Genomic DNA, 14,757 nt, shown 5'->3' with positions numbered 1-14,757 from the left:
TGTGAGAGCGAGGGAGTGCCCGCCATGTTGAAGATGAAGTCGACTTGCGAAACCTGTTCCGCGCCGTTGCGCGACGACGGCGAAGCGTTCATCTGCAGTTACGAGTGCACCTACTGTGCAGGCTGCGCGTCCGCCCACGGGGTTTGCCCGAACTGTGCGGGGGAGCTGGTTCGGCGACCGCAGCGCACCACGGGGGTGGCTGAAATCGCACGACGAGCACCGGCTCGGCTGCTCCGCAAAATTCAGGGGGCGACCCGATGATCACCTTGCCCAATAGTGCTGTCGCCCACTGGTTTTCGGGAAAGCCCGGAGCGGCCACGCTGGTGGTGTTGCCCGCACTCGGGGTGGACGCGCGCTACTATCAACGCTTCGCCGAAGTCGCGCAAGCACAGGGATTTCATGTGCTGACCCTCGACTATCGAGGGCAGGGTGACAGCCCGCTTGCCCTCTCGCGCGCGACGCGATTCGGGTACGCCGATCTCATCACCGGCGACCTGACCGAGGCCATCGCATGGGTGCGCGAGCGCGAAACCGGGCCGCTGATCCTGGTCGGGCACAGCCTCGGCGGACAGTTGACGGCCGGACTGGAGTCGCTGACGCCGGGGCAGTTCGACGGACTTGTCCTCGTCGCGGCAGGAACACCGCATTGGCGGGCCTTCAACGGGCGCGCACGCATGGTGCCGCTGGTGCTGCCGACCGTGTTCGCCGGAGTGGCGCGCGTGCAGGGAGTTTTCGACGGCCGCCGGTTTGGCTTCGGGCGACAGTCGGCGAAGCTGATCGGCGACTGGGCGCGGATGACTAGGACGGGATGGTGGTCGAGGGAGCCTCGGTTGGCGTTGAATCGAGATTTCCCGCTGCTCGCGATCTCGTTCGACGGCGACACACTCGCGCCAGCGTCATCCGTCGACGCCCTTGCGCGGTTGTTCGAGGGTGCCGCACCGACGCGCGTGCACTTCGGAGAACCCGCGGGCCATACCGCATGGTTGAAGCGTCCCGACACGGTCACCGAAGCAATCGCGCGGTGGATACCGAGCTTCGCGTCGCCGACTTCACCCGCGTCGCTGGCGACCCCACAACCGGAGCTGCCAAATCAACCGCGGCAGTAGCCGCCACGACCGTCAGCCAAGTCGCCAGTGCGCCAGTGAAGTTGACGCCATGCCGAGGAATCGATGAATAGTTAGCTGAAAGTGTGCTGCGGGTAGGTTGGTGCGTACGAGCAACAGACAAGTACGACGATCGTTCGTCTCTTGAGGAGGTTGTGCGCACATGGTTGGGCATCACTCGGTCGCGCGTCCGCCGGAACTCGCTTCCGGCACAGCGACAGCACGGTTTCGCCCGATGCTGTTCGATGCGAGTAGCGAGGAAGGGCTCAGCGAACTACGCGCACTGATCGCGTCATCGAAAGTCAACGCGGTATACGACACGATCGACGATCAACTCAATGAGCTCATCAGCTGCGCGAACCCATCCGTTGATCACTCGACGACATCACTCGCGGAAGCGCGACAGCGGATCCTGGGTGACACCCCAGCGTGGCGGTGGGGGACCTGGGTATTCTATCCGTGGCGTGGTGAGCTGGCACATGTGTTGCCCCGCACCAGTTTTCACCGCGTCCGCACCGACCGCAATCGCGGCAAACTCGATCAACCAAGCCAAGAACGGTTGCGCGAGCGCAGAATTGGCGTGATCGGACTTTCGGTCGGCAATAGCGCGGCGTTGACTTTGGCGATGGAGGGCGTCGGCGGATCCTTTCGCCTTGCCGATTTCGACACCGTCGGGTTGTCGAACCTGAACCGGCTGCGCGCCGCGGTCACCGATCTCGGGGCATCAAAGGCGGTACTCGCGGCACGCCAGATGTACGAGATCGACCCGTACCTCGAGATAGAAGTGTGCCCCGATGGGGTGACTAGCCAATCCATCGCGGCGTTCTTCGACGGGGTCAACGGCGACGCACCGCTCGACCTACTGGTAGAGGAATGCGACACCGTGTGGGTGAAGCTCGCCGCGCGCGAATTCGCTCGCCGCCGAGGCATTCCGGTGCTGATGGACACCAATGATCGCGGCATGCTCGATGTGGAGCGGTTCGATATCGAACCGCTGCGGCCGCTGTTGCACGGGCACGTTGGCGCGCTTACTTCGGCTGACGTCGCACAGATGAGCGAGCAGGAGCAACGGTCAACACTGCTCAGTATGGTCGATGAGCGAGGATTGAGTCAGGCGATGCGTGACGCCATCGGCGCGATCGGCACGTCGCTGTCGAGTTGGCCGCAGTTGGCCTCGGGGGTGATGCTGGGCGGCGCGGTGCTCACCGACACGGCACGGCGCATTCTGCTTGGCGAAGCGGTCGTGTCAGGTCGCACCTATATCGACCTCGATGAACTCATTGGCGCGAAATCGGCTCGCTTGCTTGAGGTTATCCGGTGAGGGTCGATCTGCGTGATGTCAACATCGTCGGTGCCCGACTGCGCCTACGCGACCTGAACGCCGACGACCTGGCCGTGTATCAACGGATCTTCACCGACCCTCGGCTCACGCGATACATGGGCACCGACGCCATGGATATCCCGACTGCCACCGCCGCGTTCGACCGCGCGCTCGTCTCGCGGCTGGACCATCAGCGGCGCAAGTACCCACTGGCGATCACCGCGCCAGACGACAACACCATGGTCGGCACGATTTCTCTGCTAGTTGAAGAGTTCGGCAGCAACGCGATGATCGGCGGACTCGTCGTTCTCCCCGGCGGGGCGCTACGCGCGGGTGGCATCGAAGCAGGACGAATGATGGCCGCGTTCGCGTTCGGACCGCTTCGGATTCACCGGGTTTGGGCTGGGCATCGCCACGACCATCCGGTGATGGACACCGTGATGGCCGGCGTCGGTTTGGTGCGGGAGGCTCGGCTGCGGCAGCTTTATCAAACTCAGGGACAGTGGCGCGACGTGTGCACGTATGCGGCGGTCCGACCGGAATGGACCGCGACGGCCTCGGCAGCCGAGCAGAGGATCCTAGCGTTACGGCCAACGGAGACAGCGCAACCGGCCGTGCGCGTGGGGAAATTAGTGGCCAACCCTGACGAATCGGGCTCACGGAGCGTTGCCGCGCGATAGCATCGCCGTCTATAGGCCCCGAGTGAGTAGTTGTGCTCGGGTCGGCCTGTGCGCAGCGGCCGGCGAAGGGGAGCGGCCCCCGTCGGCGAACTTCCGAAGTGGAGACCACCGATGGCAGTGCTGATCGACTCTGACGCTTTCACACCCGCCGAGCGACCCGAAGCGGTTACCGCGATCCTGCAGGAAGCCGACATCGGCGCGAACTTACGACTGTGGGACGCTCCGGATCAGGTTGTGAGCAGGCACCAGGCGTGGCTGTTAGGGCCCGTCGCGCTGACCCGATCGGAGGTGTCAGGTCACCAGGTGTGCCGCACGCGCAGGCACGAGCGTATCGCGCCGAGTGACACGCTCACGGTGACCGTGCAGAACGGGCAGGTGCGCCAGCATGAGCAATTCGGGTCGCAGACCTTGATCGAGCCCGGCGCGTGCGAGGTGATCGACCTGTCAACCGCTTTCGCCTCCGGCTGGCATGGTCTCGGTGGCACTCTGTGTCTGCAGTTCTCGCGGGAGCGTCTTGGCATTTCGGAAGAGACTGTTGTCTCCGCGCACGGGCGGCTGGCGGCATCGCCGCTCTACACGATGGTCACTGCCCAGATTCAACACCTCGTTCGGATCGCCGACGACCTCGAAAACGACCCGGCCGCACCGTCAGTGGGCGAGGCGTGTTTGGAAATGGTTCGGGCGCTGTTGATTTCGGCGGCGGGGCGTGGACCTGGTGACGGCGCTGCGATACCCGAACAGCTGCTGATCGAGCAGATCCTTGGCTATGTGCGCGCGAACTTGTCAGATCCGACGCTCAGGGTCGCGGGCATAGCCGCGGCCAACAATATTTCGGTACGCCACCTATACAAGGTGTGCGCGAACTCGGATATCAGCCTTGAGCAGTGGATCATCGAGCAGCGCCTGGTTCGTGCCCGAGACATGTTGATCGACAAGGGTTACGCGCATCGATCCATCGCGGCGGTGGCTGGTGCGGTCGGTTTCCGTGACGCGGCGCACTTCGCCCGACGCTTTCGTGCGGCATTCGGGATCACCCCGCGCGACTGGCGCCGTTGCGACGGCATCACTTCGAAGCCCTAGCTGACTACCTGCTGTGCGCGTACGTCTGTGCGTGCACAGTCATGGGCAGTGCACGCACAGCCTCCCGTACCGACTCGATGCGCTTTATCGTTCGAATGTGGTTGCGCGAGACCGCTTCACAGCGTTCGCGCCGAGGGCATCGACAGAGAGGGGAGACCATGTCCACGATCGGTAAAACCATTCGAGCGGCACGGATGGCCTCCGGGTTTACGCAGGCGGAGTTGGCGGACTGGATCGGCATCAAGAACGGCGACCAGATCAGCCGGTGGGAGCGCGATGTGGTCAAGCCGAGTGCCGACAGCGTCGGTGAACTCACGAGGGTCCTCGGGGTGCGGCTGGACAGTTCGCTGGGAGGCTCCATTTCTTGCTGAGCGGGGGCGGGAGTTAGCGTCTACTTGACATAATGTGCATTATCGGCGCGCGAAACCGGTTCGGCGAGAGGGGTTTTCGGTGCGTTCGCGCGTGCGTTCAAGGCGGTGTCGTAACCGTAGCGATGGCCGGTAAACCCTGAGCGCACCGGTGACGCGCGGCGGAAGAGTTTCGGGTTCCAGCCGAGGAATCCGGGAACCACTCCCTCGTTTTACGTCACGTGACATTAAATCGGTAGATCGGCTACGGCAGCCCGTTCCCGGTTATCAACGTGAATTCGTCACTGTGACAAAACAATTCGCGCCAAACCCCTCCACTGCTGAACTACCGCCAGGCGCGGACACTAACGTGGGACCGTGATTCCCTCATCTTTGGCCGCCGCACTCACCGGGTTCGGGTTCGGACTTTCGCTCATCGTGGCTATCGGCGCGCAGAACGCGTTTGTGTTGCGGCAAGGGATTCGTGGGGAGCATGTGTTGCCGGTGGTCGCGATCTGCGCGGGGTCCGACATCGCGCTGATCGCGGCGGGTGTTGGGGGTTTCGGTGCGGTCATCGAAGCCGCGCCCATGCTCGTCACGGTGGTCCGCTACGCCGGAGCCGCGTTCCTGTTTGGGTACGCGGTACTCGCCGCGCGCCGTGCCTTCCGTTCGTCAGCGTTGATCGCCGACACCGCGGGGGCTTCGACAGCGCTCGGCGCGACCATGCTGACCTGCCTCGCACTGACCTGGCTGAATCCGCATGTTTACCTCGACACAGTCGTGTTGCTCGGCGGGTACGCCAACGCGCACGCGCACAAATGGATGATCGCGCTCGGCGCGATGATCGCCAGCGTGGTGTGGTTCGCGGGGATTGGGTTCGGCGCGCGACGGCTCGCGCCGCTCTTTCAACGACCGGTGGCGTGGCGGGTGCTTGATGGGGCTATCGCGGTGGTGATGGCGGCGCTCGCCCTCAGCCTGGTGCTGGGGTAACTTGACCGATCACGCGTGCGACCGCTTACGTCCGTCGAGGCCGAGACTCAATACCGCCGTCACGAGCAGGACGATGACGGTCGCGACCAAGCCGATGCGCATACCTGACATGAAGGCCGTATGCGCGGCGATCACCGCGCCGATGCCTGCCACACCGAGCGAGCCGCCGACCTGGCGGAAGGTGTTGAGCACACCGGACGCGGTGCCCGCGAGTTCGATGGGTGCGTGGTCGAGCACGATCGACGTGAGCGGCGGAACGGTGAGCGCTCCCCCACCGCCGACGAGAATCATCGCCGCCGACACCGTCCAGATCGACACGGATTCGGGGAGGAACGCGATCACGAGCAAACCGGCCGCTTGCAGGGTGACGCCGCAGGTGATGAGCGCGCGGCGACCAAATCGGTCGATGAGGGTGGCCGCTTTGGCGCTCAGGATGGTGACGAGCGCGGTCATCGGGAGGAACAGCACGCCGGTCATCAGCGCGCTTTCGTGGCGTTGGTTTTGGAAGTACAGGCTTTGGACGAAGACGACGCCGTAGAACGCGGCCATCGTGGTGAACGCGACGACCAGCACGATGCAGAGCTGCTTGTCGGTGAAGAGTCGGAGCGGGACCATCGGGTGGGCGCCCCAGTGCTGTGCGGCGAGGAATCCCGCGCCGGCGAAGACGGTGACAATGAACAGGCCGATGATGATCGGGCTGGTCCAGCGGAGTTTTTCCCCTTCGATCACGGCGAAGGTGAAGCTGCCGAGCGCGACGATCGCACAGAGTTGGCCGACGACGTCGAAGGGCACTTTGCGGCGCGGGGAAACGACGGTTCGGGTCGCGCACAGCAGGGCGAACGCGACGACGGGGATGTTGACCCAGAAAATGAAGCGCCAGTCGATGATGGTGAGCGCGCCGCCGACGATCGGGCCCGCGGCGGCGGCGACGGAACCGCCGACGGCCCACAGTCCGATCGCGCGGGTGCGTTGGGCTTCTTTGGTGAATCCTTCGCGGATGAGGGCGAGCGACGTTGGGGTCACCAGTGCCGCGCCCGCGCCCTGGACGAGGCGGGCGGCGACGAGCACGCCGAGGTTGGGTGCGAGCCCACAGGCTGTTGATGCGACAACGAAGAGGACCATGCCGAGCATGTAGGTGTGGCGGGCGCCGATGCGGTCCGACAGGGTGCCCGCGAAGAGGATCAGTGCCGAGAAGGTGAGGGTGTACCCGGTGATGATCCATTGCAGTGCTGAGAGTCCGCCGCCGAGCGCTTTGCCAATGTCGGGGAGCGCGACGTTGACGATTTGGGCGTCGAGGCCGACGACGAAGAAGCCGAGCATGGCAGCGCCGAGAGTGGCGAGTTGGCGGTGAGTGAACCCGCCCGGCCCGTTAGTCATAACTAAACGCGCCGCACCGGCGGTGGGGTCCAGCTGCCGTCTAGTGCTTCGGCGTCGGGGGCGTAGAGGCGCAAGGTGATGCCCATCGGGCCGAGTTGTGCTGGGAGCCAATTGGATTCGCGTTCTGGGCCCGGGTTGGTGTGGGAGACGTAGATGTCGAGGGAGCCGTCGGGGTTGTATTTCAGGTTGTCGCGGTCGCCGATGGCGTAGCGGTTGAGTTCGTTCGGGACCTGGTAGCCCTCAAGGTCATACATGGTGACCGACCAGAACGCGGCGGCTGGCGGGAGCTTGCCTTTAGCGAAGTGGATCACGTAATTGTTGTCGCCGAGGAGCGGGTTGCCGTCAGCGTCGGCGACAAGCAGCGGGTAGACGGCGTCTTCGGCGCTATTGGCGCCGAGGCCGATCAGGGTCACCGCTGAGCGGCGGAAGTAGTCGTTGCCGTACACGCCGATGCTGTAGAGGATGCTCATCCAGCCGTCGAGCGGCGGGATCATTGTTTGGCGGGCGGCGAGCAGGTCGGCGCGTGCTTTCGCGACACCTTCGGAGATCGCCTGTTGTTCGTCGGCGGAAAACCGGGTGCCGTCGAAGTCGTCGCCGGGCACGATGCCGAGCAGCGCGATGCGCGCGAGGATCGCGTAGTCGGTCAGGTGGGGTGGGATGGTTTTGAGGATGTCGGCACCGCGGGCGAAGAAGTCGAGCGCGGGCATGTCGGCGACTTGGCGCAACGGTTCGACCGTGCTCACCTTTTTCGGGTCGGGCTTGAACGGGGGCGGGTCGCCAAGGACTTCGAGGCGTAGCCCGTGTTGGAACTCGTTGACGGCCGGGTAGTCGTCGGGGCCGTCGGTTTGGGTGCGGCCGATGATCCACACGATCGGGGTTGGCGCGGTGATGACCGGGATGCCTTCGGGCAGTTCACCGATGTATTCGGGGCCGACGATCACGTAGTCCTGTTCGTCGGTGCCGGTGGTGCGTTTGCCGGGAGAGGCGAAGGCGTCGGTCCATGCGTCGAGCATCGGCATCATGTAGAAACGGTCGTTGCTGTTGGGGATGTGGAGCTTGATCGGCCCGTTCGACAGGTCGAGCCATGCCGACGAGTAGAGGGTGTCGAAGTTGGGGCGCACGACGGCACGGAAGTCGACGTCGGGCAGCGTGAGCATGTGGTGGAACTCGTTGGGCGGCCCGAACGCGGGCGTTGACCCGACCGGGGAGTTGGTTTGCTGTTCCCGGGTGATGTCCATGGTGACCAGGGAGTACAGGTAGACGTACGCCTCGTAACTGAGAGTGCTGAGGTCATCGGACAACACGGTCATGGGTCCTCCGTCGTCGAGCGCGGTCGGGTGAGCCCATCGTGTCCGACGTTGGGGGTTGGGTTGCTCATCCGAACCGGGTGATTTCCCGGCCCGGACGAGCCCCAACGGGTGGTTATGCGCCCACGTAGTCGGCGAGGTGTTCGGCGGTGAGGGTGTTGCGGGCGGCGACGAGGTCGGCGGGGGTGCCTTCGAAGACGATGTTGCCGCCGTCGTGGCCCGCGCCGGGGCCGAGGTCGATGATCCAGTCGGCGTGGGCCATGACGGCCTGGTGGTGTTCGACGACGATCACCGATTTGCCGGCGTCGACGAGGCGGTCGAGGAGGCCGAGGAGTTGTTCGACGTCGGCGAGGTGCAGGCCGGTTGTTGGTTCGTCGAGGATGTAGGTGCCGCCCTTGTCGGACATGTGTGTTGCCAATTTCAGGCGTTGACGTTCACCGCCGGACAGGGTGGTGAGGGGTTGGCCGATGGTCACGTAGCCGAGGCCGACGTCGGACAGGTGGGTGAGGATCTTCGCGGCCGCGGGGGTGCGGGCCTCCCCCTCGCTGAAGAAGGCGAGTGCCTCGTCGACGGGCATGGAAAGTACTTCGCTGATGTTCTTGCCCGCGAAGGTGAGTTCGAGCACTTCGGCCTGGAAGCGTTTGCCTTCGCACACCTCGCACGGGGTGGACACGCCCGCCATCATCGCGAGGTCGGTGTAGACCACGCCCGCGCCGTTGCAATTGGGGCATGCGCCTTCGGAATTGGCGCTGAACAGGGCGGGTTTCGCGCCGGTTGCTTTGGCGAACGCTTTGCGGATGTGGTCGAGCAGACCGGTGTAGGTGGCGGGGTTGGACCGGCGCGAACCTTTGATGGGGGCTTGGTCGACGGAGATGACGCCCTCGTCGATGGGAATTGACCCGTGTACGAGCGAGCTCTTGCCGGAGCCTGCGACGCCGGTGACCGCGACGAGCACGCCAAGCGGAATGTCGACGTCGACCTTGTTGAGGTTGTTGGCCGTGGCACCGCGAATCTTCAACGCGCCCTTGGGTTTACGCACCGCCTTCTTGACGGTGGCGCGGTCGTCGAAGTGGCGACCGGTGACGGTGTCGCTCGAGCGCAGCCCGTCGACGGTCCCTTCGAAACAGATCGTGCCGCCACCGGAACCGGCGGCAGGCCCGAGGTCGACGATGTGGTCGGCGATGGCGATGGTTTCGGGTTTGTGTTCGACAACCAACACCGTGTTGCCCTTATCGCGCAACCTCAGCAACAGCCCGTTCATCCGTTGAATGTCATGCGGGTGCAGGCCGGCGGTCGGTTCGTCGAATACGTAGGTGACGTCGGTGAGTGACGACCCGAGGTGGCGAATCATTTTGACGCGCTGTGCCTCTCCCCCGGACAACGTGCCTGATGGCCGCGACAGCGACAGGTACCCGAGACCGATTTCGACGAACGAGTCGAGGGTGGAACGCAACGATTCGAGCAGCGGCGCGACTGAGGGGTCGTCGATGGTTTTGACCCATTCGGCAACGTCGGTGATCTGCATGGCCGACACATCGGCGATGGACTTGCCCGCGATTTTCGATGACCGCGCGGTCTCGTTGAGGCGGGTGCCATCGCAATCCGGGCACACCCCGAACGTGACGGCCCGCTCGACGAACGCGCGCACATGCGGTTGCAGCGAGTCAATGTCTTTGGACAGCATCGACTTTCGGATCTTGGGGATCAACCCCTCGTAGGTGAGGTTGATGCCTTCGACCTTAATCTTGGTTGGTTCCTTGTACAGCAGGTCGGCGAGCTGCTTTTTGGTGTACTTCTTGATCGGCTTGGCGGGGTCAAAGAAGCCGGAGCCCTTGAAGATTCGGCCCATCCACCCGTCCATGCTGTAGCCGGGGATGGTGAGCGCGCCTTCGTCGAGTGACAGGTTTTCGTCGTAGAGGGCGGTGAGGTCGATGTCGTTGACGGTGCCTTTGCCCTCACAGGTGGGACACATGCCGCCGGTGATGGCGAAGCTGCGGCGTTCCTTCACCGTGACGCCGTTCTTTTCCACTTCGACCGCGCCCGCACCGCTGATGGAGGCGACGTTGAACGAAAATGCTTGCGCTGAACCAATGTGCGGGGTGCCGAGGCGGGAGAACAGGATGCGCAGCATGGCGTTGACGTCGGTTGCGGTGCCGACGGTGGAGCGCGGGTCGGCACCGAGGCGGGACTGGTCGACGAGGATCGCGGTGGTGAGCCCGTCGAGGACGTCGACATCAGGGCGGGCCTGGCTTGGCATGAAACCTTGGACGAACGCGCTGTAGGTTTCGTTGATGAGGCGCTGCGATTCGGCGGCGATGGTGCCGAACACGAGCGACGATTTACCCGACCCGGATACGCCGGTGAACACGGTGAGGCGGCGCTTGGGGATTTCTACGCTCACGTCGCGCAAGTTATTGACTCGCGCGCCGGTGACGCGGATCAGATCGTGGCTATCGGCAGCAGCGATACTCATGCCGACCATAGTGCCGCAAGGGTGTGACAAAAACCGCCCGAACTAGGCCAGGCCAGCGGCTTTGCGGACACTGTCGAACCACGCTTGGGTGTTGGGAAGCCCTTTGGCGATGTCTTTGCGGCTGTCAGTGAAGCCGTAGAGGTCGGCGGCGTAGCGGGTCAACACCTGGGCTTCGGTTTCGTCGAGTTCTTTGAGCACCTCAGCGTCGTTCAACACGGCCGCGACGGCGGCGACCACGCCGGCTGGCCAGGTGTCGCGGTGGGCAGCCCAGCCTTCGGTGCGGACGAGGCGGGCGCGGTCGGCCAGATCGGTGTGGAGGGCGGCTCGGTCGGCATCGGTTGGTTGCCGGGGAGCGAAGTTGGTCCAGGTGATGCGGTCGCCAGGCATGGCAGTCAGCCTACTCGCGGGTTATCGAGGTCGGAGGACGACGACACCGGGCACAGTCGCGAGGTAATCGCTCAACGGCTGGTCGACGACCCTGTTGTTGGCGACCAGCGAGGACGCGTTGCGGAACATCGGGCCCGCTGGGGTGTTGATGAGGATGCCGACGTGGGTGACGTCCAGTCCGGCGGTCGGGGTGTACGCGCCGAGGTAGTCGCCGGTGCGCAACCCACCGGTCACCGCGGCGTCGACGGCCGAACTGGGCAGGTACGTGATCGCCCGGTCGACCGTCGGCAAACCGGGAAGGTACAGCGAGCCGTCGCCCTTGGCGTTGAGCGTCTTGGCGACGGTGGTCGCGTCCGCGCTCAGCGTGGCGGTGATGTCGTCGGCCAGCGGTGCGGTTCCGGTTGCCCAGTCGGTGAAAAAGTGCTTGCGCGAAGCGAATTCGACGCGACTGTCGCGGTAGCGGGTGGCGATGAGCGCGGTGGTGAAGGTGTCGGGGTTGGTCGCGGTCGTCGCGGCGTTGACGTAGTCAAGGAAGGTGAAGCAGTCAACGGCGCTCAGGTCGATGACGAGCTGTTCGGGCTCGCTCGCTGAGCCGATGAGCATGTTCGCGCGGTAGGGCGTGCCGAGCAGTCGCCCCGAAAGGCGTTCGATCAGTTCACCTTTCGCTACCGGACCGGCCGCGGCGCGGGTGGCGATGAGGTCGTTGATCACCGTCGATGTCGTCGCGTTGAGCGCTGGCGTCGCCGACGCGGGCGCACAGGTCAGTAGGGCGGCGAACAGGGTGATGACCGCGACAGCGATCCGCATGGTGCCTCCACAACAGCAACGAGCTTTCCGGCGATGACGTCCGCCACGGTAACCGATCGCCGCCCGGTCACGTCCGGTGCGGCAGTGTCACAGGTCACCCTTGTCGCGAATTCGAGTACCGTTGATGCAGGTAATCCGCGCGTGCGGCGGGTTCGCTCAAGAGTTGCCCGGTCCTGAGGTTTGGTCGCTTGCGAGAAGGAGAGCCGAATGCGTGCGCTGACAGTTATCCCGCATCAGCCCGGGTCATTGCAGGTCCAAGAGGTGGAAGACCCGGTTGTCGGGCTCAACGAACTGCTTGTCGAAGGGATCTCGCTGGGCATTTGCGGCACTGACCGCGAGATCGCGTCGGGACTGTATGGGTGGGCTCCCCCTGGCAAGCAGCAGCTGATCTTGGGCCACGAGTCGCTTGGTCGGGTGAAGGCCGCGCCGAAGGACAGCGGGTTCGCCGAAGGCGACATCATCGTCGGGATTGTGCGCCGCCCCGACCCGGTGCCGTGTGGTGCGTGTGCGCGCGGCGAGTTCGACATGTGCCGCAACGGGCTTTACGTGGAACGCGGGATCAAGGAGGTCGACGGGTACGGGTCGACCGGGTGGACGGTGTTGGCTGATTACGCGGTGAAACTGGACCCGAGCCTGGGTGAGGTTGGGGTGCTGATGGAGCCGACGACCGTCGTCGCCAAGGCGTGGGACCAGATCGACAACATCGACAAACGCGCGTGGTTCGATCCGACGCGGGTGCTCGTCACCGGTGCGGGCCCAATTGGGTTGCTGGCGGCCATGATTGGCAAACTCAAGGGTCTAGATGTGCATGTGCTTGACCGCGCGACCTCAGGCGTGAAACCGAGACTGGTGGAAGAACTCGGCGCGACGTATCACACCGGTTCGGTCGCTGACGCGGCCAAAGCGGTCAACCCCGACATCGTGATCGAAGCAACCGGCGCGCCCGCTGTGGTGGTGCAGGCCATGCAGCTCGATATTCCCTGCGAGATCGTGTGCTTGACCGGGGTGTCTTCGCCGGGCAGCAGTTCACCTGTCGACGTGGGCGCGCTCAACCGCAACATGGTGCTCGGCAACGGGGTGGTCTTCGGATCGGTGAATGCGAACCGGCACCATTACGAGCAGGCTGCCGCCGCGCTAGCCAAAGCCGATAAAAAGTGGCTTTCGGGGCTGATTACGCGGCGGCTGCCGTTGTCGCGGGCCCTGGAGGCGTTCGATATCACCGTTCCGCACGACGACATCAAGGTCGTCATCGACCTGCAGAAGTAGGTCAGTTCTCCGGCAGCGCGCACCCGTCGGGCCCGCAGGTTGCGTCGGTTTCTTGGTCGACGAGCAGCTGCGGGCGCGGCGCGTCGTTGTAGGCGGTTTCGAGTGCGCGCGTGAACACCGGCACCGGTTGCGCCCCTGACACCGCGTATTTGCCGTCGAAAACGAAGAACGGCACCCCGTTCACCCCGAGTGCGGCGGCTTCGGCTTCGTCGGCGCGGACAGCGTCGGCGTAAGCGGTTGGGTCGGCGAGGACGGCTTCGGCGGCGGCTTTATCCAGGCCAGCGTCGGCGGCGATGTCGGCGAGGCGGGCGGTGTCGCCGAACGCGGGTTTGTCGTCGGCGAAGTTCGCCGCGTACAGCGCGTCGAGTAGTTGATCTTGTTTGCCCTGTTCAAGGGCGAAGTGCAGGAGTCGGTGCATGTCGAAGCTGTTGCCGAAGTCGCGGCCGCTGATCTGATACGGCAACCCAAGCTCGGCGGCTTGTTCGCCGATGGAGCGTTCGTTGGCGGCGGCTTGGTCGGTGGAGATGCCGTACTTTTCGGCGATGTGGTCGACGACGGGACCGGTGTGGTCGGGTGCGATCGTCGGGTCGAGTTCGAAGGACTTATGCACGACTTGCACGTCGTCACGGTGCGGAAACGCCTTCAACGCTTCTTCGAAGCGGGCTTTGCCGAGGTAACAGAACGGGCAGTTGATGTCGGTCCAGATCTCAACTTGAGTGGGCACAGCCGCCTCCTTGGGGCCAAACTCTTGAAGTGGACACGCGTGTGGATGGGAACGCCGCGGGCGTGGTTCGCTATTCCCAGTTTTCGATGTTGTTAGAGGGTTGATGGGGTTCGAACAGCGCGGCAGGGGTTGGGTTTCGGTGCCGCAAGGGTTGACAATCCCGCATACGATCGGCGGATTGTGGGCGGTGCGGCACGGGCAAAGCGAGGCCAATGTGTGGTTCGCCGACCCGACAACGAACATCCGGCACATGCGCACCACCGACGCCGACGTCGAGTTGACCGACGTTGGCCGGTGGGAAGCACGCAAACTCGGGCAATGGCTTGCCGGGTTGGGTAGCGTGCAACGCCCCGATCTTGTTGTGTGCTCGCCTTACTTACGCACCCGGCTCACCTGGGCGTTGATGGCGGCGACAGCGACCGAACGCAACCGGCATCTGCGGCCGATCCGCACCGTCGTTGACGAACGTATCCGCGACCGCGAGATGGGGATTTTCGACCTGTTCCCGCAACCGGCGATCCGGCGGGCCTCCCCCAGCGAAGCCGCCCGCCGCGAACGGCTCGGTGATTGGTGGTATCGCCCACCCGGCGGCGAGTCGATTGCCGATGTGGCGATGCGGGTGCGCAGCTTCCTCACCGAGCTTGATGCGGTCGCGCCCGGTGAGCAGGTGCTGTTGGTGACCCATGACGCGGTGCTGTCGGCGTTGCGGTACGTCATCGACGGCTTCGGTGCGACCCCGGATTTGGTTTCGGTGCCGACGGCGTCGGTGTCGCAGTGGCGGCGCGAAGGGAACCGGTTGGCGCTTCGGGTGTGGGGGTCGGCTGATCACCTCGCCGAAGGCAAGGACGCGGACTTCGTTGAAGCTGCTGGTTAACGACTTTCTGCGACAATCTGA

15 protein-coding genes are annotated in these 14,757 nt (G+C 64.5%); 9 read left to right on the top strand and 6 right to left on the bottom strand.

Translation table 11 applies throughout. The features are described 5' to 3' along the window. The first annotated feature begins 24 nt into the window (after positions 1-24). The 7 genes from IEX78_RS02650 to IEX78_RS02620 all read left to right on the top strand — a co-directional run bounded on the left by IEX78_RS02650 (position 25) and on the right by IEX78_RS02620 (position 5,521). Positions 25-261, top strand: a complete 237-nt coding sequence (locus IEX78_RS02650) for a DUF1272 domain-containing protein (RefSeq protein WP_188827080.1) — start codon at positions 25-27, stop codon at positions 259-261. Then, positions 258-1,106 carry an alpha/beta hydrolase family protein gene (locus IEX78_RS02645; RefSeq protein WP_188827079.1) on the top strand — a complete coding sequence of 283 codons (849 nt, stop codon included), beginning with the start codon at positions 258-260 and terminating at the stop codon, positions 1,104-1,106. Before IEX78_RS02650 ends, IEX78_RS02645 begins: the two co-directional genes overlap by 4 nt. Before the next feature lie 160 nt (positions 1,107-1,266). Continuing rightward, positions 1,267-2,424: a ThiF family adenylyltransferase gene (locus IEX78_RS02640; RefSeq protein WP_229683669.1), complete on the top strand. Its 1,158-nt coding sequence runs from the start codon at positions 1,267-1,269 to the stop codon at positions 2,422-2,424. Then, positions 2,421-3,104: a GNAT family N-acetyltransferase gene (locus IEX78_RS02635; RefSeq protein WP_188827078.1), complete on the top strand. Its 684-nt coding sequence runs from the start codon at positions 2,421-2,423 to the stop codon at positions 3,102-3,104. The genes IEX78_RS02640 and IEX78_RS02635 overlap by 4 nt, the downstream gene beginning before the upstream one ends. A gap of 111 nt (positions 3,105-3,215) precedes the next feature. After that, entirely contained in the window at positions 3,216-4,184 is a 969-nt protein-coding gene (locus IEX78_RS02630; RefSeq protein ID WP_188827077.1) for a helix-turn-helix domain-containing protein, read from the top strand. A gap of 158 nt (positions 4,185-4,342) precedes the next feature. Further along, a complete protein-coding gene (locus IEX78_RS02625; protein ID WP_188827076.1) occupies positions 4,343-4,555 on the top strand; it encodes a helix-turn-helix domain-containing protein in 213 nt (70 codons plus the stop codon). A 357-nt stretch (positions 4,556-4,912) separates the two neighbouring features. Next, on the top strand, positions 4,913-5,521 hold the full coding sequence (locus IEX78_RS02620) for a LysE/ArgO family amino acid transporter (protein WP_188828197.1): 609 nt from the start codon (positions 4,913-4,915) through the stop codon (positions 5,519-5,521). Positions 5,522-5,530: 9 nt separating this feature from the next. On the opposite strand, the gene IEX78_RS02615 is transcribed toward IEX78_RS02620, so the two are convergent. From IEX78_RS02615 to IEX78_RS02595, 5 genes are all read right to left on the bottom strand, one after another. Then, positions 5,531-6,898 carry an MFS transporter gene (locus tag IEX78_RS02615; RefSeq protein ID WP_188827075.1) on the bottom strand — a complete coding sequence of 456 codons (1,368 nt, stop codon included), beginning with the start codon at positions 6,896-6,898 and terminating at the stop codon, positions 5,531-5,533. Positions 6,899-6,900: 2 nt separating this feature from the next. Then, on the bottom strand, positions 6,901-8,208 hold the full coding sequence (locus tag IEX78_RS02610) for a DUF1254 domain-containing protein (protein ID WP_188827074.1): 1,308 nt from the start codon (positions 8,206-8,208) through the stop codon (positions 6,901-6,903). A 112-nt stretch (positions 8,209-8,320) separates the two neighbouring features. Next, complete coding sequence (locus IEX78_RS02605; protein ID WP_229683668.1) at positions 8,321-10,678, bottom strand: ATP-binding cassette domain-containing protein; 2,358 nt, start codon at positions 10,676-10,678, stop codon at positions 8,321-8,323. A gap of 42 nt (positions 10,679-10,720) precedes the next feature. After that, complete coding sequence (locus IEX78_RS02600) at positions 10,721-11,065, bottom strand: hypothetical protein (RefSeq protein WP_188827072.1); 345 nt, start codon at positions 11,063-11,065, stop codon at positions 10,721-10,723. Positions 11,066-11,086: 21 nt separating this feature from the next. Then, entirely contained in the window at positions 11,087-11,872 is a 786-nt protein-coding gene (locus IEX78_RS02595; RefSeq protein WP_188827071.1) for an N-acetylmuramoyl-L-alanine amidase-like domain-containing protein, read from the bottom strand. A 207-nt stretch (positions 11,873-12,079) separates the two neighbouring features. Between IEX78_RS02595 and IEX78_RS02590 the strand changes: the two genes are divergently transcribed. Then, positions 12,080-13,138: a glucose 1-dehydrogenase gene (locus IEX78_RS02590; RefSeq protein WP_188827070.1), complete on the top strand. Its 1,059-nt coding sequence runs from the start codon at positions 12,080-12,082 to the stop codon at positions 13,136-13,138. Position 13,139: 1 nt separating this feature from the next. Here IEX78_RS02590 and IEX78_RS02585 read toward each other — a convergent pair whose 3' ends face one another. Next, positions 13,140-13,862, bottom strand: a complete 723-nt coding sequence (locus IEX78_RS02585; protein ID WP_188828325.1) for a DsbA family oxidoreductase — start codon at positions 13,860-13,862, stop codon at positions 13,140-13,142. Between the two features lie 103 nt (positions 13,863-13,965). Here IEX78_RS02585 and IEX78_RS02580 point away from each other — a divergent pair, with 103 nt between their 5' ends. After that, positions 13,966-14,736, top strand: a complete 771-nt coding sequence (locus tag IEX78_RS02580; RefSeq protein ID WP_188827069.1) for a histidine phosphatase family protein — start codon at positions 13,966-13,968, stop codon at positions 14,734-14,736. The last annotated feature ends 21 nt before the right edge of the window (positions 14,737-14,757 follow it).

This window comes from Nocardia camponoti, from assembly GCF_014646135.1.
GTDB classification, from domain to species: Bacteria; Actinomycetota; Actinomycetes; order Mycobacteriales; family Mycobacteriaceae; genus Nocardia; species Nocardia camponoti.
Note: the sequence above shows the minus strand (reverse complement) of the source record. Positions and strands in the feature narration are given on the sequence as shown.